Source organism: Aeromonas sp. Y289-2 (assembly GCF_027705925.1).
Classification (GTDB): domain Bacteria; phylum Pseudomonadota; class Gammaproteobacteria; order Enterobacterales; family Aeromonadaceae; genus Aeromonas; species Aeromonas veronii.
The window spans coordinates 17,135-37,011 of the sequence record NZ_JAPDCH010000004.1; the positions used below are offsets into that span (position 1 = coordinate 17,135).

At 57.0% G+C, this 19,877-nt stretch carries 15 protein-coding genes; 7 read left to right on the plus strand and 8 right to left on the minus strand.

Annotated elements, in window-relative coordinates; genetic code table 11:
* Positions 1-151: 151 nt before the first annotated feature.
* The 3 genes from OKC43_RS08115 to ppnP form a co-directional block, all read right to left on the minus strand.
* The gene (locus OKC43_RS08115) at positions 152-1,522 is read right to left on the minus strand and encodes an L-serine ammonia-lyase (protein WP_005336844.1); all 1,371 of its coding nucleotides are present in this window, start codon (positions 1,520-1,522) and stop codon (positions 152-154) included.
* Positions 1,523-1,797: 275 nt separating this feature from the next.
* Positions 1,798-3,183: an L-serine ammonia-lyase gene (locus OKC43_RS08120; protein WP_042080845.1), complete on the minus strand. Its 1,386-nt coding sequence runs from the start codon at positions 3,181-3,183 to the stop codon at positions 1,798-1,800.
* A gap of 153 nt (positions 3,184-3,336) precedes the next feature.
* Positions 3,337-3,621, minus strand: coding sequence for a pyrimidine/purine nucleoside phosphorylase (gene ppnP / locus OKC43_RS08125; protein WP_005336842.1), 285 nt, complete (start codon positions 3,619-3,621; stop codon positions 3,337-3,339).
* 270 nt (positions 3,622-3,891) lie between these two features.
* On the opposite strand from ppnP, the gene OKC43_RS08130 reads away from it, so the two are divergent.
* A complete protein-coding gene (locus OKC43_RS08130; protein ID WP_005360943.1) occupies positions 3,892-5,133 on the plus strand; it encodes a dicarboxylate/amino acid:cation symporter in 1,242 nt (413 codons plus the stop codon).
* A 1,627-nt stretch (positions 5,134-6,760) separates the two neighbouring features.
* Here OKC43_RS08130 and pfkA read toward each other — a convergent pair.
* From pfkA to elyC, 3 genes are all read right to left on the minus strand, one after another.
* Positions 6,761-7,732: a 6-phosphofructokinase gene (pfkA, locus tag OKC43_RS08135; protein ID WP_005336840.1), complete on the minus strand. Its 972-nt coding sequence runs from the start codon at positions 7,730-7,732 to the stop codon at positions 6,761-6,763.
* Between the two features lie 148 nt (positions 7,733-7,880).
* Complete coding sequence (gene tpiA / locus OKC43_RS08140) at positions 7,881-8,636, minus strand: triose-phosphate isomerase (RefSeq protein ID WP_120414341.1); 756 nt, start codon at positions 8,634-8,636, stop codon at positions 7,881-7,883.
* A 135-nt stretch (positions 8,637-8,771) separates the two neighbouring features.
* On the minus strand, positions 8,772-9,542 hold the full coding sequence (gene elyC / locus OKC43_RS08145) for an envelope biogenesis factor ElyC (protein WP_021230007.1): 771 nt from the start codon (positions 9,540-9,542) through the stop codon (positions 8,772-8,774).
* Between the two features lie 101 nt (positions 9,543-9,643).
* Between elyC and cmoM the strand changes: the two genes are divergently transcribed.
* The 6 genes from cmoM to OKC43_RS08175 all read left to right on the plus strand — a co-directional run bounded on the left by cmoM (position 9,644) and on the right by OKC43_RS08175 (position 18,276).
* Positions 9,644-10,420 carry a tRNA uridine 5-oxyacetic acid(34) methyltransferase CmoM gene (gene cmoM / locus OKC43_RS08150; protein WP_031227571.1) on the plus strand — a complete coding sequence of 259 codons (777 nt, stop codon included), beginning with the start codon at positions 9,644-9,646 and terminating at the stop codon, positions 10,418-10,420.
* Positions 10,421-10,520: 100 nt separating this feature from the next.
* On the plus strand, positions 10,521-11,855 hold the full coding sequence (gene mukF / locus OKC43_RS08155; RefSeq protein ID WP_236271378.1) for a chromosome partition protein MukF: 1,335 nt from the start codon (positions 10,521-10,523) through the stop codon (positions 11,853-11,855).
* Positions 11,836-12,555, plus strand: coding sequence for a chromosome partition protein MukE (mukE, locus tag OKC43_RS08160; protein WP_236271379.1), 720 nt, complete (start codon positions 11,836-11,838; stop codon positions 12,553-12,555). The genes mukF and mukE overlap by 20 nt, the downstream gene beginning before the upstream one ends.
* A gap of 3 nt (positions 12,556-12,558) precedes the next feature.
* The gene (gene mukB, locus OKC43_RS08165) at positions 12,559-16,986 is read left to right on the plus strand and encodes a chromosome partition protein MukB (protein WP_236271380.1); all 4,428 of its coding nucleotides are present in this window, start codon (positions 12,559-12,561) and stop codon (positions 16,984-16,986) included.
* A 217-nt stretch (positions 16,987-17,203) separates the two neighbouring features.
* Positions 17,204-17,590 (plus strand): septal ring lytic transglycosylase RlpA family protein, encoded by a 387-nt coding sequence (locus OKC43_RS08170; protein WP_168769932.1) that lies wholly within the window; start codon positions 17,204-17,206, stop codon positions 17,588-17,590.
* Positions 17,591-17,748: 158 nt separating this feature from the next.
* Complete coding sequence (locus tag OKC43_RS08175) at positions 17,749-18,276, plus strand: DUF6979 family protein (RefSeq protein ID WP_236271381.1); 528 nt, start codon at positions 17,749-17,751, stop codon at positions 18,274-18,276.
* A 36-nt stretch (positions 18,277-18,312) separates the two neighbouring features.
* Here the strand turns inward: OKC43_RS08175 and OKC43_RS08180 are convergent, their stop codons facing one another.
* Together OKC43_RS08180 and OKC43_RS08185 are read right to left on the minus strand one after the other, a co-directional pair.
* Positions 18,313-18,939: a heme-binding beta-barrel domain-containing protein gene (locus tag OKC43_RS08180; protein WP_043820266.1), complete on the minus strand. Its 627-nt coding sequence runs from the start codon at positions 18,937-18,939 to the stop codon at positions 18,313-18,315.
* Positions 18,940-19,237: 298 nt separating this feature from the next.
* A complete protein-coding gene (locus OKC43_RS08185) occupies positions 19,238-19,441 on the minus strand; it encodes a hypothetical protein (protein WP_236271382.1) in 204 nt (67 codons plus the stop codon).
* Positions 19,442-19,877: the final 436 nt, after the last annotated feature.

Genomic DNA, 19,877 nt, shown 5'->3' on the forward strand with positions numbered 1-19,877 from the left:
CAATCCGCATTGCGGTGGCGTAGCAGGGGTATATCAGCGACGCCCTACAGTGAAATGGTCGGTATGCCGGTATAAGTGCCCGGCATCCCATTCGGACAATAAAAAAGGCGGGATATCCCGCCTTTGTTCAGATGAGGGTCGCAACCCTTATTTATTCGCAAGCAACCTGCATCACCTTGATGGCCAGACCACCACGGGAGGTTTCACGGTACTTGGAGTCCATGTCCTTGCCGGTGATGTACATGGTCTCGATCACCTTGTCCAAGGAGACGCGCGGCTTGGAGGTACGACGCAGGGCCATACGGGAGGCGTTGACCGCTTTCATGGCTGCGATGGCGTTACGCTCGATGCAAGGCACCTGTACCTGACCGGCAACCGGATCACAGGTCAGACCCAGGTTGTGTTCCATGCCGATCTCGGCAGCTTCGCAGACGTGCTCTGGGCTACCGCCCATCAGCTCGGTCAGACCGGCAGCGGCCATGGAGCAGGAGACACCCACTTCACCCTGACAGCCCACTTCGGCGCCGGAGATGGAGGCGTTCATCTTGTAGAGGATGCCGACGGCACCGGCAGCCAGATAGAAGCGGGTGTATTCGTCGCGGCCAACCGGCTGGATGAACTTGTCGTAGTAAGCCAGTACGGCCGGGATGATACCGGCAGCGCCGTTGGTCGGGGCAGTGACCACGCGGCCACCGGCAGCGTTCTCTTCACTCACGGCCAGAGCGAACATGTTGACCCAGTCAACGATGTTCATCGGGTCGCTCGAGAGGTTCTCGTTGGTGTTGAGCTGACGGTAGAGCGGTGCGGCACGACGGGGTACGCGCAGCGGGCCGGAGAGAACGCCTTCGGTACGGCAGCCGCGCTCGATACCTTCGCGCATGGTGTTCCAGATCTTGCCGAACTTCTTGTAGATCTCTTCCGGAGTGTTGAAGCACTTCTCGTTTTCCATCATCAGAGCAGAGATGGAGAGACCGGTCTGGCTGCAATGGGCAACCAGCTCGGCGGCGCTCTTGAACGGATAGCGTACGGACATGTCGCCGCTGTCAGCCTTGCCGAAGTTCTCTTCGTCAACGATGAAACCACCACCGATGGAGTAGTAGGTCTTGCTGTAAACCACTTCATCTTCAATCAGGGCGGTCAGCTTCATGCCGTTTTCGTGCAGCGGCAGGGCTTCGTCGTGGAATACCATGGCGTCACGCGGGAAGCTGACGGTGTGGCAGTGCAGGCCGATCGGCAGGCGCTCGGTCTGCTCAACACGGGAGATAAACTCGGGGATGGCATCGATATCGACATTTTCCGGCAGGTTGCCAGCCAGGCCCATGATGATGGCGGTGTCGGTATGGTGGCCTTTGCCAGTCCAGGAGAGGGAGCCGTAGACGTCGACATTGATCCGGGTTACATCGCGGATCTTGCCGCCCGCGCGCAGCTCGTCAACAAACTGTTTGGCCGCTTTCATCGGGCCAACAGTGTGGGAAGAAGAGGGGCCTACACCGATTTTGAAGATATCAAAAACGCTGATCATGTCACTATTACCTCAGGGTAGAAGGGGGCGGCATGCCCACTCACAGAAATTTGGGAGATCCATGGAACGCGCTTGTCAGCGCAGGTCACAGAACCAGATAACCGTAGTGTAACGGCTCCAGACCTAAAAAAAGTTGAAATAGATCTATTTTTGTTGAATCTGAGGCGCGAGTATAAAATTTATTTTTGTGCTTATCCATTTTGTTAAGCGTTTGCCCATAAAAATACCCGGCGATGCCGGGCATTTAGGAACCAAATGGAGTCATTTGCCGTTTTTTAACATTCGGTAATGTTAACGGCGAGGCCGCCACGGGCCGTCTCCTTGTATTTGGTCTTCATGTCGTTGCCGGTCTCCCACATGGTCTTGATCACTTTGTCGAGCGACACCTTGTGCTCACCGGTGCCGCGCAGGGCGAGGCGGGCGGCATTGATCGCCTTGACCGCCCCCATGGCGTTGCGCTCGATGCAGGGCACCTGCACCAGTCCGCCGATGGGATCGCAGGTGAGGCCGAGATTGTGCTCCATGCCTATTTCGGCGGCGTTCTCCACCATGGCCGGGCTGCCCCCCAGCAGTTCGGTCAGCGCGCCGGCCGCCATGGAGCAGGCGACACCCACTTCCCCCTGACAGCCCACTTCGGCGCCGGAGAGGGAGGCGTTCTTCTTATATAAGATGCCGATGGCAGCCGCGGTGAGGAAGTAGCGGATCAGCGTCTCGTCATCCACCTTGTGCACGAAGCGATCGTAGTAGTGCAGCACGGCGGGGATGATGCCCGCAGCGCCATTGGTGGGGGCGGTCACCACCCGGCCACCGGCGGCGTTCTCTTCATTGACGGCCAGCGCAAACAGGTCGACCCACTCCATCACCATCAGCGGGTCCTTGTTGAAGTTGGTCTCGCAGCTTAGCTGGCGGAACAGCCCCGGGGCGCGGCGCCGAACCTTGAGGCCGCCCGGCAGCACCCCTTCGCTTTTGCAGCCTCGCTCGACGCAGCCCTGCATCGCCTGCCAGATCTTGCGCAGCCCCGCTTTTATCTGCTCATCGCTGCGAAAGACCCGCTCGTTGGCCAGGATCAGCCCCGAGATGGAGAGGCCGCTCTCCTGACAGTGGGCCAGCAGTTGGGCGCCGCTGTCGAACGGGTAGGGGACAGGGTGCTCGGCATCGGACTTGGCGGCCTCTTCCTTGGCGGTGGCAAAGTGGCTCTCTTCAATGATGAAGCCGCCCCCGATGGAGTAGTAGGTCTGGCTGAAGCGCAGGTTTTCCTCTTTATCAAAGGCTCGCAGAGTCATGCCATTGGTGTGGGCCGGCAGGGTTTTGCGGCGGTTGAAGATGATGGCACCGGTGCGGGGAAAATGGCTTGGTTGTTCGCCTGCCAGCTGCAGGTTCTGTTCCTTTTCCACTCGAGCCAGAATGGCGGGGATGGCATCGATATCGACCGATTCCGGTTCAAAGCCCGATAGCCCCAGAATGATTGCCTTGCCGGTACCGTGCCCTTTGCCGGTCTGGCCCAGCGAGCCGTAACACTCCACTTCGACCCGCGTGACAAGTGGCAGATGGCCTTGCAGCTTGAGCTGCTGGACGAAGGCATAAGAGGCACGCATGGGGCCAACGGTATGGGAAGAGGAGGGGCCAATTCCGATGGAAAACAGGTCAAACACGCTGATCATGACATCAATCCGGTGATGGTTTATGTCTGTTTATTCTAGGATTTTTGCCGTGGATGGAAAGCGGGGATGTGCGGTGCTGTGACATGGACACAGATAATGGGGCTGGGGGGAACCAAGAAGGTTGAAGGGGCGGATCCCCTTCAACCGGCCTGATCAGTCGAGAAATTCGCACAGATAGGCAGTGGGGGTTTTCACTTCCAGTTTGAAGGAGGAGTGACCGGCCACCAGGAAGGATTCCCCCTGGCTGTAGGTGTGCCACTCATCTTCATCAGCCAGCTGGATGGTGAGGGCGCCCTTGATCACTGTCATCCGTTCGGGGGCGGCGGTGTTGAACAGGTAGTCACCGGCGTTCATCACCCCGACGGTTGATTTCTCCCCTTTTTGTTCGAAACCGATGGATTTTACATTTCCGTCGAAATACTCGTTAACTTTCAGCATCTTTACATCCCTGTGTGTACGTTTGTGCAGCCAAACTAGCACAATCTTTTGCCAGTTGTCATGGGGGATGAGGTAAAAATCGCCGAGACCGCTTTGAATCTTTACTTTTTCGCAAACTTATTAATAGCCAAGGTTAATGATTTGCTGATTTAAAACAGCAATTAAATGTGAGATAACACGCGCAAACAGGGGAATGGGCAGCCGCTCATTCCCCTGTTTGGTTAATTGCACTGGGAAAAGTGTGAATTTTGCTACATAAAGGAACATATTGTGTTAACTAAAGGACTCATTAAAAACATCGGCTTCCAGGTTGTGGTCGCCATGGTACTGGGCGCAGTGGTCGGCGCGTTCATGGGTGAACAAGCCACCGTGTTTGCACCGCTCGGTACCCTGTTTATCCAGCTGATCAAGATGCTGGTGATCCCGCTGGTGGCGGTAGCCATCCTCTCCGGCGCCGCCAATCTGGGCGCAAGTCCGGCTGCGGGCAAGATCGGTGCAGCGACGCTGGCTTTCTTCCTCGTGACCTCAGCATTAGCCGTGTTGCTGGCACTGGTGATGGGGCAGATCTTCAAACCGGGTGTCGGGGTCGATTTCGCTTCCGTTGCCTCCATGTTTGGCGGTGACTATGCCGATAAAGGGGCGTTGCCGGATGCAGTCGCCACCTTGCTTGGCATGATCCCCACCAACGTCTTCAACTCCCTCAACGAAGCGAACATCCTGCAGATCCTGGTGTTCTGCATGTTCCTCGGCATTGCGCTGGCCAAACAGCCGCGCGAGCGGGCCAAGCCGCTGGTCGATGGGCTCAATACCCTGGTGGATGCCTTCGTCTGGATGATCAACAAGGTGATGATCATCGCGCCGCTCGGGGTGTTCGGTCTGATGGCGGAAGCCATCGGTACCTATGGCTTCGACGTGCTGACCCTGGTGCTCAAGCTGTTCGTGGTTTATGTGGCTGCCATCCTTATCTTCGGCTTTGTGGTCTATCCGCTGCTGGTGATGATGTTCTCCAACACGCCGGTAATGAAGTACCTCTCTGCCATGAAGAAGCCGCAGATCGTGGCCTTCTCCACCGCCTCTTCCATGGCGACCCTGCCGGTCAATATGGAGACCTGCGAGCATGATCTGAAAGTGACCAACGCGACCGCCTCCTTCGTGTTGCCGCTGGGTGCCACCATCAACATGAGCGGCAACGCCATCTATTACGGTCTGGTCGCCATCTTCTTCGCGCAGGTTTACAACATCGATCTGAGTGTCGGTGCCTGGGCAGCCATCATTGTGACCTCCACTCTGGGCGCGATCGGTCAGGCCGGTGTGCCGGGCCCAAGCTTCCTGGTGGTTGCCGTGCTGCTGGCGGCCGGGATCCCCATTGAAGGGTTGCCGCTGCTGTTCGCGCTGGATCGTCTGTTCGACATGATCCGCACCTCCCTCAATATCACCGGCGATGCGGCCTGTGCTGTCATTGTTGACCGCTTCAGCCCGGAATATGACCCAGAGCGCTGGAACAAGGCATAATTGCTTTGAGCTGGACTGAGATATAACAGCCCTAAGCTGACACTGCGTAACGCGAGCCCCTGCCATGATGGCGGGGGCTTTTTTATATCTGCCGGACAAGTATCAGAGCAAAGGTGTGCACAAGAGATTGCTGACGGATGTAGTTGTGTTGAATGGAGAGTACAGGAGGGGAAAACAACAGTTGTGGGCATGGGCCTTGTGACGGATGGCTGCCTGTGTGGCCGCCGGGGCAATGGGGTTGTCAAATGACAGGTAACAAAAAGGGGAGCCTCGCTCCCCTCGGATATGATCTGCTGCTGGTTCTACTCCATCAGGCCATATGGCTAAACCATCCTGGTTACACCCTTGTGGCGAAAGAAACAGCGTCAACGTGATGAAATCATATCTATGTTGACCATCTCGGCATTATTGCTGAAAAGCGCCAGTTGGTGGCGATTAAACAGACATGGCAAAGAGGGTCGGTCCGGATTGATGCCTCTCTATCCGGCTCAGAACTGTGACAGTGAGGGCAGAGAGACAGCAACCAGGGTGAAAAACACCGTGAAAACGGCAGTAACGACAAACTCTTTCATTTTTCTCTCCCTAAGTTGTTGGTTGATGTAGTCAAGATACCATAACAAGGGGGTAAAACAAGGTGTAAATTGATAAAATAGCTTCTTTGTGTGCGTGGTTGGTTGAGATGGCTATTTTTGTCATATTGAGCTGATTTTATCACCTTATCTGGCAGGGGAGGCATTCAAGACTCTGTCCTTATGATTATTTCATTTAAATTCAATTGGTTGGTGAGCTGCTGGTTGGCTTGGTAATGGGTTTTGCATGGGGCTTCAATGGGGTTTTATAAGTTTTCACCCTCATAATGGCGTCATTAAGGCCATGAAAAGTGTGCGAGGCAATGATTTGACGATACCTGACGTAGATAGCCCATCCAAAAGAAGTCTATGGAGAGAGTCTGGTTGCCAACCCTTGTCACACAATCACTTTATCAGTCCGGAGTCTCCGCATTTTTACAGCAATACACTGGGTTCATAGGGAGGAGAGCCGTGCATCGGGGGGATACAGAGTAGCAGCTGGCTGTTTTATCACCGCCAATTTCCCCGTTGGCCTCGGAATAGACATGGCCGCAGCAAGAGTGAGGTGCGCAATAGGCCAGAGGCGTATTCTCTGGCTGGGCTGGGCTGGGCTGGGCTGGGCTGGGCTGGGCTGGGCGCGAGTAGCGATTTGCGTAGCCGGTGCATCTGCGTGAGTCATGTGAGTGCAATACGAGCACTGCGCCGGAGCATGGTTGGGGAAGATATCTGAATCCCTTCTACAAGATTGAGATATAAAAAGCGGCGTATGACGAGGAGGCTGAACAAGCTCGTTTCAGGGGCGACAGAGCACAGTTCAACACAATCCGGTTCGCAGTGATAAAACATCCACGGCAATATCGGAACGGTATCTTTGGCTGATATCGGTTGGTGCGAGGAGGTGGACGTTAACGATCAGTCAGATGGCGCAAGGGTTGGGAATCAGGCAACCCATATGGTGAGGGCCACACAGCGTGCCGATGCACCCATTTTTGTAAGATATTAAAAAACCCTCCGATGGAGGGTTTTTGTCATCAACAGCCGGTAAAAAGCCGCGAGGCTTAGAACAGGGTGGTGGAGAGGTTGTACAGCTCCTGATCGAACGGACGCTTCATGTTCTCGATGCAGTCGATGATGTCGTGGTGTACCAGCTCGTTGCGCTGGATACCGACGCAGCGACCACCGTGACCAGCCAGCAGCTGCTCAACGGCGTAAGCACCCATACGGCTGGACATGATGCGGTCACGGGCAGTCGGGGCACCGCCACGCTGGATATGGCCCAGGATGGTAGCGCGGGTTTCACGACCGGTCAGGGCTTCGATGTCCTTGGCCAGCGCGTTCACGTCGGTAACGTGCTCGCAGATGGTGATGATGGCGTGCTTCTTGCCCTTGGCTTCGCCTTCCTTGATCTGCTTGAGCAGTTTCTCTTTGTCGAAAGCCACTTCCGGCACGATCACATACTCGGCACCACCGGCAACGGCGGCAGACATGGCCAGATCGCCACAGTGGCGGCCCATGATCTCGACCACGGAGATACGGTGGTGGGAGCTGCAGGTGTCGCGCAGGCGGTCGATGGCGTCAACCACCACGTTCAGAGCGGTATCAAAGCCGATGGTGAAGTCGGTACCGGCGATATCGTTGTCGATGGTGCCCGGCAGGCCGATGCAGGGGAAACCCTCTTCGGTCAGCTTCTTGGCACCCATGTAGGAGCCGTCACCACCGATGACGACCAGCGCATCGATACCGTGCTTTTTCAGGTTTTCGATCGCTTCGGCGCGCACTGCGGGGTCTTTGAAGGCAGGGAAACGGGCGGAGCCGAGGAAAGTACCACCACGGTTCACCACGTCGGAGACGCTGTGACGCTCCAGCTTGACGATACGATCCTGGTGCAGACCGAGGTAGCCATCATAAATACCGTAAACTTCCAGGCCATGATGCAAACCGGCGCGAACCACGGCGCGAATGGCTGCGTTCATACCCGGTGCGTCGCCACCACTGGTCAAAACACCAATACGTTTGATTTGTTTGGTCATGAGTGCCTCTGGATCTGAGTTGTCAAATACGAATGTTTAAATAGACAAGCCACTTTTACTATATCGGCTTTCATATGGGATGCGGGGCCACCATAGGAAAAGCGATACAAGAGAGGGGACGAGCCCCTCTCTTTGCCGTAATCAGCGATTACTTGGCAGCGCCAGCGATGATCTGGGAGAAGTCGTCCACTTTCAGGGACGCACCACCGACCAGGCCACCGTCGATGTCCGGCTGACCGAACAGGTCGGCTGCAGTGGCGCCAGTGACGGAACCGCCGTACAGGATCTGTACTTTGGCAGCAACGGCGGCATCAAAACCGGCCAGGTACTGACGGATGTGAGCGTGAACGGACTGAGCGATCTCCGGAGTGGCAGTCTTGCCAGTACCGATGGCCCATACCGGCTCGTAAGCGATAACGGCGTTGTTGAAGGAGGCGATGCCGCAACGGTCGATAACAGCTTTCAGCTGGGTCTCAACCACGTTCTTGGTCACGCCGGCTTCGAACTGCTCCAGAGTTTCACCGATGCACAGAACCGGGATCAGGCCGCCTTTCTGGATCGCTTCGTACTTGGCAGCAACCACGTCGTCACTCTCTGCATGCAGAGTACGACGCTCGCTGTGGCCGACCAGAGAGTAGGTGCAACCGAAGGCTTTCAGCATGGAGGGGGCGTTTTCACCGGTGAAGGCGCCAGACTCGTGTACGTCGGCGTTCTGGGCACCGTAGGCGATTTTGCTGCCAGCGGTCAGCTGCTCAACCAGACCCAAAAAGATAACCGGCGGGCAGACGGCGACTTGCACAGAAGGATGAGCGGCAGCAGCCGGGGTCAGTCCTTTGATCAGAGCTTCTACAGAAGCTTTGGTGCCGTTCAGTTTCCAGTTACCCATTACCAGGTGCTGTCTCATCTTGTATATCTCCTAGGCATTTGATTGCGCGACATTATATGAATTGAACCGAGCCCAAGATAGCTGACCCGGCGGCAAATGACGTAATTTTTTTTCGCTTTCCTGATCCAAATCAGGAATGAAACGCTTGATCGCTCATTCGTTAACCTGCCCCCGCAAGCGAGCCCACCATACCCCAATCCATTCGTGGATGGCAGCTTCGGAATACATCAGATAACGCCCTTTGGGTAAATAACTGTAGAGCGGCTGGGGTACCTGGCTCTGCTTGGCGGTGTAGTCGGTGGGGGCCGGCACGGCGTTTAGCCCCTGGCCCTGATAGAGGGCCATGGCACGTGGCAAATGAGTGGCCGAACTGACCAGCGCCACCTCTTTTCCCTTGAGGTGACGACTGATACTGACCGCCTCATCATGAGTGTCTTTGTTGTTTTCAAACAACGTCATCCGCGAACGGGATATGCCGAGGCTCTCGGCCATCCGGGCATTGACCTCGGCATTGGAGAGGGTATCCCCCGATACATAGCCGGAGAAAATCAGCTCGGCTTCGGGATAGGCCTGGGCGAGGCGAACCCCTTCGAGAGTCCGTGCCAGCGAGATATTGTTCTGCCAACTGCGCATCGGTACCGCCGGATCGCTGACATGACCGTTGCCGAGCACCACGATGGCATCGATGTTGGGATGCTGGCTCACCTCGAACGGCGGGTAGGTCTGCTCCAGCCCGCGGGCCAGTTCATAGCTCACCGGCCGCATCCCCATCAGGGCCACAATGAGCAGCGAGAGAGTGGCCAGCAGTTTGCCGGTTTTCTGAAAACGGGTGAACCAGAGCAGCAGCAGGGCGACCAGCAGCAGGGAGAGGGAGAAGGGGAGCGGCATTAACAGCTGACCCAGCCACTTTTTAATCACAAACACGGCAGACACTTCCTTGAGTTTTCAGCAAATTCGGGATGTGACAGAATACCTCTCTTTTTTGGGATGGCCACAACCCTGTGGCGCTAATGTTGAGTTTCTCCTTGAAGCACGATCAGAGTTTTGACGGGCGCGCCGACAAGTTCGCCCGCAACATTTACGACTCCACCAAGGGGCGCATCCGCACCACCATTGTCTGGAGCGACATCGAAGCCTGCCTGGCCCGCCTTGGCAACCGACCGCTGCGCATCCTCGATGCGGGGGGCGGTTTTGGCTATTTTGCCCAGAAGCTGGCGGCCATGGGCCATCAGGTGGAGCTGTGCGATCTGTCAGCAGAAATGCTGGAACTGGCCCGCAGCCAGATCGCCGAGAAGGGGCTGGAAGACAAAATCCGTCTCATCCATTGCCCCATTCAGGATCTGAAGCAACACGTGACCGGGACCTTTGATCTGGTGCTCTGCCATGCGGTGCTGGAGTGGCTCGCCGAGCCGCGCCAGACCTTGCTGGGTCTGTTCCCTTTCGTCAATGCCGGGGGCATACTGTCGCTGCTTTTCTACAACCGTCATGGTTTGCTGTTCCAGAGCCTGGTGGTGGGCAATTTTGACTATGTGCGCCTTGGCCTTCGCAAGAAGCGCCAGACTGCGCTTACACCCACCAATCCCCAATTGCCGGAGCAGGTCTATGACTGGATTGGTCGCGGGGGACTGCGCATCATCGGCAAGACCGGGGTGCGGGTGATCCACGACTATATGCGTCACAAGCAGGATCAGGTGGAGAAGTTCGACGATCTGCTGGCCATGGAGCAGCAATATTGCCGTCAGGAGCCTTTTGTCGCCCTCGGTCGCTATATCCATGTGATGGCCCAGAAGCCGGCCAGCTGATTGCTCGCGGTTCACTTAAATGTGAACCATGTTTTCGATGCTACCGGATGTAGCCGCGCGCACGATTTTGCGCCCAATACAACAACGAGATGACAACATCATGATGAGTACATCCCGTACCCTGCCAGAGCGTTCTTTGCCGGAGCTAGTAGGGTGGGTCAGGCTGGAGGGGTTGGCGTTGAGCCTGCCGACCGACCGGCTGGCCTTTCTGATTGCAATCAAGACCTTGTCCGAAGATGAGTCGGACCTGTCGGAAGCGGCGCTGCACGATGCCTTCGGCTATGTCAGCAGTGCCTTCGGCCAGATGGACGAGACCCTCACCGGTCGCGCCAACAACGCCATCAACGATCTCATTCGCCAGCAGCTGCTGTCGCGCTTCAATACCGACATGGTGGCGGGGGAGAGCCTCTACCGCCTGTCACGCCTAGGTGTGAGCATCGTCGACTTCTTTATGGATCAGCGTCAGGTTGACTCCATCAAGCTCTCCATTCTGCTCGAACACCTGGCTTCCGAGCTCGACACCGCCCGCAAGGCGGCGCTCGAGACCAACACCCGCGAGCAGTGGGATGCCGAGGTGCTGCCGCGCCTCACCTTCTCGCTGGAAGAGACCTTGGGGCGAATTGATCTCACCCAGCGCGCCATGGATGAGCAGCAGAATCAGGTCAAGAGCGAAATCGCGGCCCTGCTGACCCAGAACTGGGTCGATGCCATTCACAGCTGCGAAAAGCTGCTGCACGAGACAGGCCAGACCCTGCGCGAGCTGCAGGATACCCTGGACGCTGCCGGCCACCGCCTGCAGGCGGGGCTGCTCAATATTCAGGAAGCAGCGCAGGGGCGCGACGATCTGTTCCACGTCGAGGAGCTGACTCACGCCTTGCAGGGGCGCCTTGACGTCATCACCAGCTGGGGTCAGCAGTGCATCGAGCTCTGGTCCCGCTACGACAGGCACGTCCACAAATTTATCCGCAATGCCATCGACATGGACAAGAACCGCGCCTTCAGCCAGCGGCTGCGCGAGTCCATCCGCAATTTCGAGCAGCACAACTGGCAGCTGCGGGTGGCCGAAGAGCCCCGTCTGCTGGAGCTGCGCGACGAAACCATCGCCATCCACGACGAGGAGGTGACCGGTGAGGTGCCACTCGAGATGGAGTACGTCGAGATGGTGGATATCAATCAGGAGCTGGCCGAGCGCATCGAGCGCTATCTGGCCCGCTATCCCGAGCAGGGCCAGCAGCTGGATCTGGCCGATGTGCTGCGGGAATACCTGCTGGACTACCCGGCTCATGCCCACTTCGATGTGGCGCGTCTTCTGATCGACCAGGCCGTGCGCCTGGGCCATGCCAGCGGCGAGCGCGAACTGCATCGCCAACCCGCATGGAAACCCATTAACCAAGCTGGATCCAAGGTTCAGGCCTATGTCATTGATCAATTCTGAGTTTCCCTTGCCGCTGCGCCTCGCAGAGGCGATTGCCAACCCCTTGTTTCCGCGCATCGACACCGCCTTGCGCTCCGGCCGCCACATCAGTGCCGACGAGTTCGAGCAGCACTCGGCGCTGGTCGAATATCACGGCGAGCTGGAGATCTTCTACGGCCGCTATCAGGTGGAGCTGATCAAGGCGCCGGAAGGCTTCTTTTACCTGCGCCCGCGCCCGAGCTCCGACATCGGCACCACTGTGCTCTCCGAGCTCGATATGCTGGTGGGCAAGGTGCTCTGCTACCTCTATCTGAGCCCGGACCGTCTGGCCTCGGAAGGGGTATTTGCCATGGCCGAGCTGCAGGAGGAGGTGCTGAGCCTCGCCGACGAGAAGCAGCTGCTGCGGATGGTCAACAGCCGCTCCGGCGGTACCGATCTCGACAAGAAGAAGTTGCTCGAAAAGATCCGTACCTCCATGCGCCGTTTGCGCCGTCTTGGCATGATCACCGCCCTTGGTAACGGGGATAAATTCCGGGTCAACGAATCGGTGTTCCGTTTCGCCGCTGACGTGCGCTCCGATGAAGATCCGCGCGCCGTTCAGCTGCGGATGATCCAGGAGGGTGAAGCCATCTTCCACGACGACGAAATGCCGAGCAGCGACTCGCTCTTTGATGACATCGAGGCGGATCTCGATGAAGAACAACTGGATCTGGAGGTATAACCGGTGCGAGGCAAGTTCAAATCCCTGACCATGGTCAACTGGAACGGCTTCTTTGCCCGGACCTTCGATCTCGACCAGCTGGTCACCACTCTTTCCGGCGGCAACGGTGCGGGCAAGTCCACCACCATGGCGGCCTTTATCGCAGCGCTCATCCCCGATCAGTCACTGCTTCACTTCCGCAATACCACGGAAGCGGGATCGAGCAGCGCCTCCCGTGACAAAGGGCTCTACGGCAAGCTGCAGCGCGGCCACTGCTATTCACTTTTGGAAGTGATGAATAGCCGCGAGCAGCGGATCTGGGTCGGCGTGCACCTTGAACAGGTGGCCAACCGTGACAACAAGGTCAACATCACCCCGTTTGCGCTGGTGGATGTGCCGGAGAATCTGGCACCGACCGATCTGCTGCTGGAGAAGCTTGATGGCGGCAAGGGGCGGGTGCGCGCCTTTACCGATCTGAAAGGGGCGGCCGCCGAGCTGGGGGCGCTGAAAGTCGCCAAATTCAATACGGTGACCGACTATCACAACTTTATGTTCGAGTTCGGCATCACCCCGAAGAAGCTGCGTGATCAAAAAGATCGCGGCAAGTTCTATCGCCTGATCGAAGCCTCCCTCTACGGCGGCATCTCCTCGTCCATCAGCCGTTCCCTGCGCGAATACCTGCTGCCGGAGAACTCCGGGGTGCGCAAGGCGTTTGCAGACATGGAGGCGGCTATCTATGAAAACCGCCGCACACTGGAGGCGATCAAGGAGACGCAAGGTCAGCGGGATCTGTTCAAGAACCTGATCACCGAGACCACCCACTATGTGGCCGCCGACTATGTGCGCAATGCCGCCGAGAAGAGCCGCCTCTCCGAGCTGGCCCTCAAGGCGCGCCAGGAGCTGGCCGACAAGCGCCGCATTCTGGCCGAAGAGAAACAGCGCGCCATCTATCTGGCCGACGAGGTGGAGCAGCTCACCAACCGCGAGAAACTGCTGACCGACGAGCTGGAGTCTGCCTCCGAGCATCTGGCCAAGGTGATGGCGGCTGTCAGCTTGCAGAAGAAGATCGAGATGTATCGCGCCGATCTGGCGGATCTCTCTGACAAACTCGAGCAGCAGCAGGCGGTGGTGGAGGAGATCCACGGCCAACTGCTGGAAGTGGAAGAGCGCAAGGAGCTGGCACAGGCAGAAGTCGACAGCCTCAAGACCCAGCTGGCCGACTACCAGCAGGCGCTGGATATCCAGCAGACCCGCGCCATCCAGTACCGTCAGGCGGTGCAGGCCCTCGATGCTGCCCGCGAGCAGTGCGAGCTGCCGGGGCTGACCGCCGAACAGGCGAGCGACACCCTGCACCAGTTCCGTAGCGCCGAGCAGAGCCTCACCAGCCGGGTGCTGGGGGCCGAGCAACAGCTGGCGCTGGCCAAGGCGGCAGTGGCCGAGCATGAAGCAGCGCTGGCGCTGCTTTTGAGCATCGCCCCCGAAACAGTGCGCGAGGCCGCCTGGCCCACCGCGCAGGCGCTGCTCAAGCGTCACATCGAAGACAAGGCCCGTATTGCCCAGGGGCAGGGGCTGCGCGCCGCGCTGGCTCGCCTCGAGAAAGAGAGCGAAAGCCAGAAGAGTCTCTTCAAGCTGCGCGATGAGCTGCAGCAGGCCTCTGGCCAGCTGATTGCCAGCAGCGATGAGCTGGAGATCTTCCTCGAAGCCCAACGCACTCGTCAGGAGGAGCTCTCCGAACATCAGGTGGAGGTGAACCAGCGCCGCGCCAGCCTCGAGCATCAGGGCACTCAGCTCGGCCGCGATATTGCTGAGCTCACCAAGCTGGCGCCGCGCTGGCTGAAATCCTTTGAAAAACTCGAGCAGCTGCGCGAGCAGAGTGGGCTGCCGCTCGCCACCGCCGAAGAACTTTCTTCCGGCATGCAGAGCGTGCTCGACAAGGAGCGCGAGTTCGAGCAGGAGAGCAACCGCATCGCGGCGCAGAAACAAGCGCTGGAGCTGCAAATTCGCAACCTGCAGCTGGGGGCAGGCGAGGCGGATCCCCGTCTTGCCCGCATTGCTGAGCAGGTGGGGGGCGTGCTGCTCTCCGACGTCTACGACGACATCTCCATCGACGATGCCCCTTACTACTCCGCGCTCTACGGCCCGGCTCGCAGCGCCCTGGTGGTGCTCGACCTTGAAGGCGCCATCGAGCGGCTGAAAAAGCTGGAAGATTGCCCGGAAGATATCTACCTGATTCAGGGCAACCCCGACTCCTTTGACGAGGATCTGGTGGAAGCTGATGAGCTGGGGGACGCCGTGCTGGTGCGTACCAGCAAGCGTCAGGTGCGCTTCTCCCGCTATCCCGAGCTGCCGCTGTTTGGCCGTGCCGCCCGTGAAAAACGCATTGAGCAGCTCGACCTTGAACGTGAAGGGCTGATCGAGGGTTACGCCAAGGCCGCCTTCGAGCAGCAGAAGTACCACCGTCTCTACGGTCACTTCCGCGACTTTATTGGCCAGCATCTGGATATCGCCTTCCGCCCCGACCCGGAAGCCGAAGTGCAGGCCAAACAGGCCGAACTGCGCGCGCTGCAAGGGACCATCGGTGAGTGCGACAAGCAGCTGGCCGAGGCCAAAGCGGCCGGCGCCCAGCTGACCCGTCATATCCAGCTGGTGCAGGGGATGCTGCCGTTTGCCCACCTCTTTGCCGAGACAGAGCTGGCGGCTCGCCTCGAGGCGGCTCACGCCGATGTGGAAGCGCTGAAACAGGCCGAAGCCTTTATCGCCAAACACGGCAAGTCGCTGGAAAAACTGGAAACCATGGTGCAGGTGCTGCGTCAGGATCCGCAGGATCTGGCTGCGTTGCAGGCTGCCTATGATGAGGTGAGCGACCTGCTGGCCGAGCAGAAGCGCCGTTGCTACGCCCTCGAGCAGCTGGTGGCCCGTCTGCCGCACTTTGCCTATCAGGATGCACAAGACCTGCTGGGCAAGGCCTCCGAGATGAGCGAGCGACTCAAAGAGAAGCTGAAAGCGGCCGAGCTGGCGGCCCGCACCGCTGGCGAGCAGCACAAGCAGATTGCCCAGCGCCACACCGAGGCGTTGCAGCTGCGCACCGCGCTCAACTCCAGCGTCGAGGCCAAGCGCCAGACCCTGACCGAGTTCGAGCAGGAGCTGGCGGCCATGGGGCTGACCCTCTCTGACGATATGGAAGAGAAGGCGCGCGCCCACAAGAAAGAGATCGAAGAGCTGCTGATCCGCACCCGTTCCCGTCGCACCAGCGCCGAGGCCCAGTTGCAGGTGACCAAGCGCGAGATCGAATCCCTTGGCGGTCGTCTCAAGCTGGAAGGCAAGGATTACTACAGCGCCCGTAAATCTCTGGTGGGCCACAAGGCGAGCTGGTCGCGGGTGGTGCGGCTGGCGCGGGAGACCGACGTCGAGAAGCGCCTCAACAAGCGCGAGCTGGCGTACCTCGACGGCGACGAGCTGCGCTCCATGTCGGACAAGGCCCTCGGCGCCCTGCGGGTGGCGGTGGCGCACGATGAGGCCCTGCGCGATGCGCTGCGTCTCTCCGAGGGCAACCGCAGCACCGAGCAGAAAGTCGCCTTCTACGTGCAGGTCTACCGTTACCTCAAGGATCGCATCCGCAACGACATCATCCGCTCCGATGATCCGGTTGAGGCGATCGAGGAGATGGAGATCGAGCTGGCCCGTCTGGCTGACGAGCTCAAGCAGCGGGAAACCCACCTGTCGCTCTCCTCTCACGAGGTGGCGGCCAAGATCACCAACATCATCCGCCGCGAGCAGAACCGCATCCGGGTGCTCAACCAGGGCTTGCAGAACATCGCCTTCGGTCTGGTGCGCGGGGTGCGCCTCAACGTCAATATCCGCGAGGCCCACACCCGTCTGCTGACGGCGCTGGCCGATCAAACCGCCATGCACAACGATCTGTTCGCCGACAAGGAGCTCAGCTTCTCCGAGGCGATGGCCAAGCTGTTCCAGCGCCTGAACCCGCAGATCGAGCAGGGGGATCGCAGCTATCAGGTGATGGGCGACGTGCTGCTCGACTATCGCAACTATCTGGAGCTGGAGATCGAGGTGCAGCGCGGTGCCGACGGCTGGCTGCGTGCCGAGAGCGGTGCGCTCTCTACCGGTGAGGCGATCGGTACCGGTCAGGCCATCCTGCTGATGGTGCTGATCAGCTGGGAGGAGGAGTCCCGCCGTCTGCGCGGCAAGGATATCGCCCCCTGCCGTCTGTTGTTCCTCGACGAAGCGGCCCGTCTGGATGGCAAATCCATCGCCACCCTGTTCGAACTGTGCGAGCGTCAGGATATGCAGCTGCTTATCGCGGCGCCCGAGAACATCAGCCCGGAGAAGGGCACCACCTACAAGCTCATCCGCAAGGTGCAGGGCAAGCACGAACACGTGCATGTGGTGGGTCTGCGGGGCTTCGGCTTCGCCGACGACAAGCTGATTGCCTGAGAAGTCTCTGGCCCATCCGACACGGGATGACCGGTAACTAGTTGAAAGGGAGGCATTTGCCTCCCTTTTCACATGGAAGATATGGCAAAGTAGCCGCACCATCGCTGCGGCCTGACAATAAGGCGAGAAGTTGTTTGCGAACATGCCGCCAGTGTCACCGGCCGCATCGAAGAGTAAAAATAACGCAGAGCGAAAAGAAGAGAGGAGAGGGGGAAAGGTGCAACATATCCAGAAAGGGCTGCTGTTATCTCTTTGCCTGCTGCTGGCGGCCTGTAGCAGCCGTTATGACGAGAGTCACGGCGGTAGCTGGCGCGGCTATAGCGAGACCGGTTACGCCAGCTATTATGCCGACCGTTATCATGGCAAAAAGACCGCCAGCGGCGAGATCTATCGCAACAACCTCAATAGCGCCGCCCATATGGAATTGCCCTTTGGCTCCATGGTACGGGTCACCAACCTCGCCAACGGCAAGAGCGTAGTGGTCAAGGTCAATGACCGCGGTGCCTTTAAAAGGGGGCGTATTATCGATCTCTCCAAATCGGCTTTTAGCACCATCGGCAATATTCGCGACGGGATTATCAAAGTAAAAATAGAGGTGCTCTAGGCTGGGTGAACCCGTTTATACACGAAAATGGATGTTGATGAATGATATTGGAAGGCTGACATCGACCAGTAAGCCTTTCGGTAGATAAAGATATAACATTGATATGGATCAATATTTAATTCAGCTAAAAATGAATTTGTTATCAATGGAAAAAATCGATGATCGTGATTGATATTTATTTTAGCTTATCTCGCCTGTTCGGCCTTACTATGGGGCAAACGGAGGGATTAGTGATGATTATCTATGGTAAATATGGTGGTGCAGCGCTGAGAGCTGTTCATCTGATGGTGCAGAATAATTATGGGCATGCCACCGCCTGGGATCTGGCTATTGCTGAAGCATTTGGTGGTGATATCATTACAGGAAAATTCAAAAATAATCCAAAGGTAACTTTTTTGACTCTTTGCAGTCTTGGTTGTATCAGTTGTATCATGCCAGTTCATTATGTAGCTGCGACCAAAACCAGAGCATATGTGTTGGCTGCCATTGATTTATTGTCACACAAGGATATTACCAAGCCGATCAATCCCGAGCAGTTATGGCTGGAGGTGATCTCGGCCTGTAAGAGCGGCAAGCTTGTGAAGCATAACAATCAGATGGATGTCATTCTGACACTCTGGTATGCCGGTGTGCTCAATCCCGAGTGGGATAGGGATGCCATCAGGATAGATTATCGACGAATATAAAAAAGCCAAGGTAATAAATACCTTGGCCATGAAACATCAATTGGTTTTGGTCAGGGATGCACTATCGGAGTGTGCGAATGGCTTGCCATACACCATCAGGTTGGTGGTTTGACTGTATTTGAGGAGATCTTTCTCTGAGAAGTCCAGAGTCATCGAGAAATCCGTGGTGGAATCATTAATGGTCATATAATTGCTTTCCGCAATACCGCGCTTGCCCGTCTTGAACTCGATTTTGTTACCCGCTTTGCCTTCAGTGACCACACAGACTGCACGAGGTATACAGTATGAGTTGTAAACAAGCTGATTGGTCTTGTCATAAATCAGATAACCGCGTTGGTCATGAAATTTCCCATTATCACTTTTTCTGAATACTTCCTGCTTGTAATACATGGCTACCAGATATTGTTCGCTGGCATTTTTAGCATCGGCAGCCGGTTCAAAAGTAATGACTTCGTAAAAGGGTTCCACTGCCGGCCCCCCTTTGCCAACTTTGCTACCCTCCTGGCCGGGTGCTACATCTACACCACCAGCATCGGTGCTTTTCCATGTGCCAGCCAACTGAGCCAATGGACCAAAATCCAGACCGTTGATAATAGTGCTGGACTCTGCGTGAGCGAGCGTGGCACAGGTAATTAATGCTATGGGTAAGATAACTTTATTCATTGTGATAACTCCATCACTAATAATGACTTGCGAATAATATGTTCAGCAAAGTAATTGTTATAACGCACCAAGGATGTGGTCAATGATATTGAGTGATGGTGGTTCGTTTTTGTGAGGTATGATTTGCTTTTCCGTGGCTAAATAAATTGAATTTGATATAAGACAATGTTGTATTTTTTTCATCGCGCTTCCTCAGATATATCGTGATAGAGATAAAGGATCATTGACATGATGCGATGATCATTATGTCTCCGGCGTGAATATTTCACTCAGCCCCATCAATTGAAGGCGATAGCCACTAACTCTGCGGCACCCTGACCCCTTTATCGAGATAGAGGCTGCTGAAGTGGGCTCGGTGGGTGACAAACATCACCTGATGGCGGCTGCCGTCGGAGAGGATAATAAAATCCCCCGCCTGAGCGGGGCTTTGCAAGGTGATCTCCTGCTCGGGGGCGGTCAGGCGATCGACATCATCCTTGAAGGTGAGGGTGTAAGAGAACATATGGCGCTCCACTGCTGGCTCATATCAAACACTCCGTTGAAGGTAGTTGCTGGCATGGGCACGCGCGGCGCCCGATTGGCGCTGTTAGACCAAATAGCTGAGATGGGAAAGCGCGTGGTTTCAGTCGGGCTGTTTTGCTGAGGTGTGCTTGAGGCGTTTACATTAAGGCCATCGGTATCAAGACGATGGTAAAGGGGCGAAAAGGGGATGAAAAAACCGCCAGCTGGCGGTTTCTCTTATGCTGTGGGTCCTACTTCAGGGCCTTCTTCAGCTTCTTGAGCTTGCCTTCATGCTTGGCAATTTTCTCAAGACGAGCGGCGATCTTCTTCTTGATCTCTTTCTTGCATACTTTGGCCATAGGTGGCGCTCCTTTGCGGTGGGGACACATCAGGTGTCAGTGTGGGTCTTCCCTTTGACGTCCCAGAGTGCCACAGGG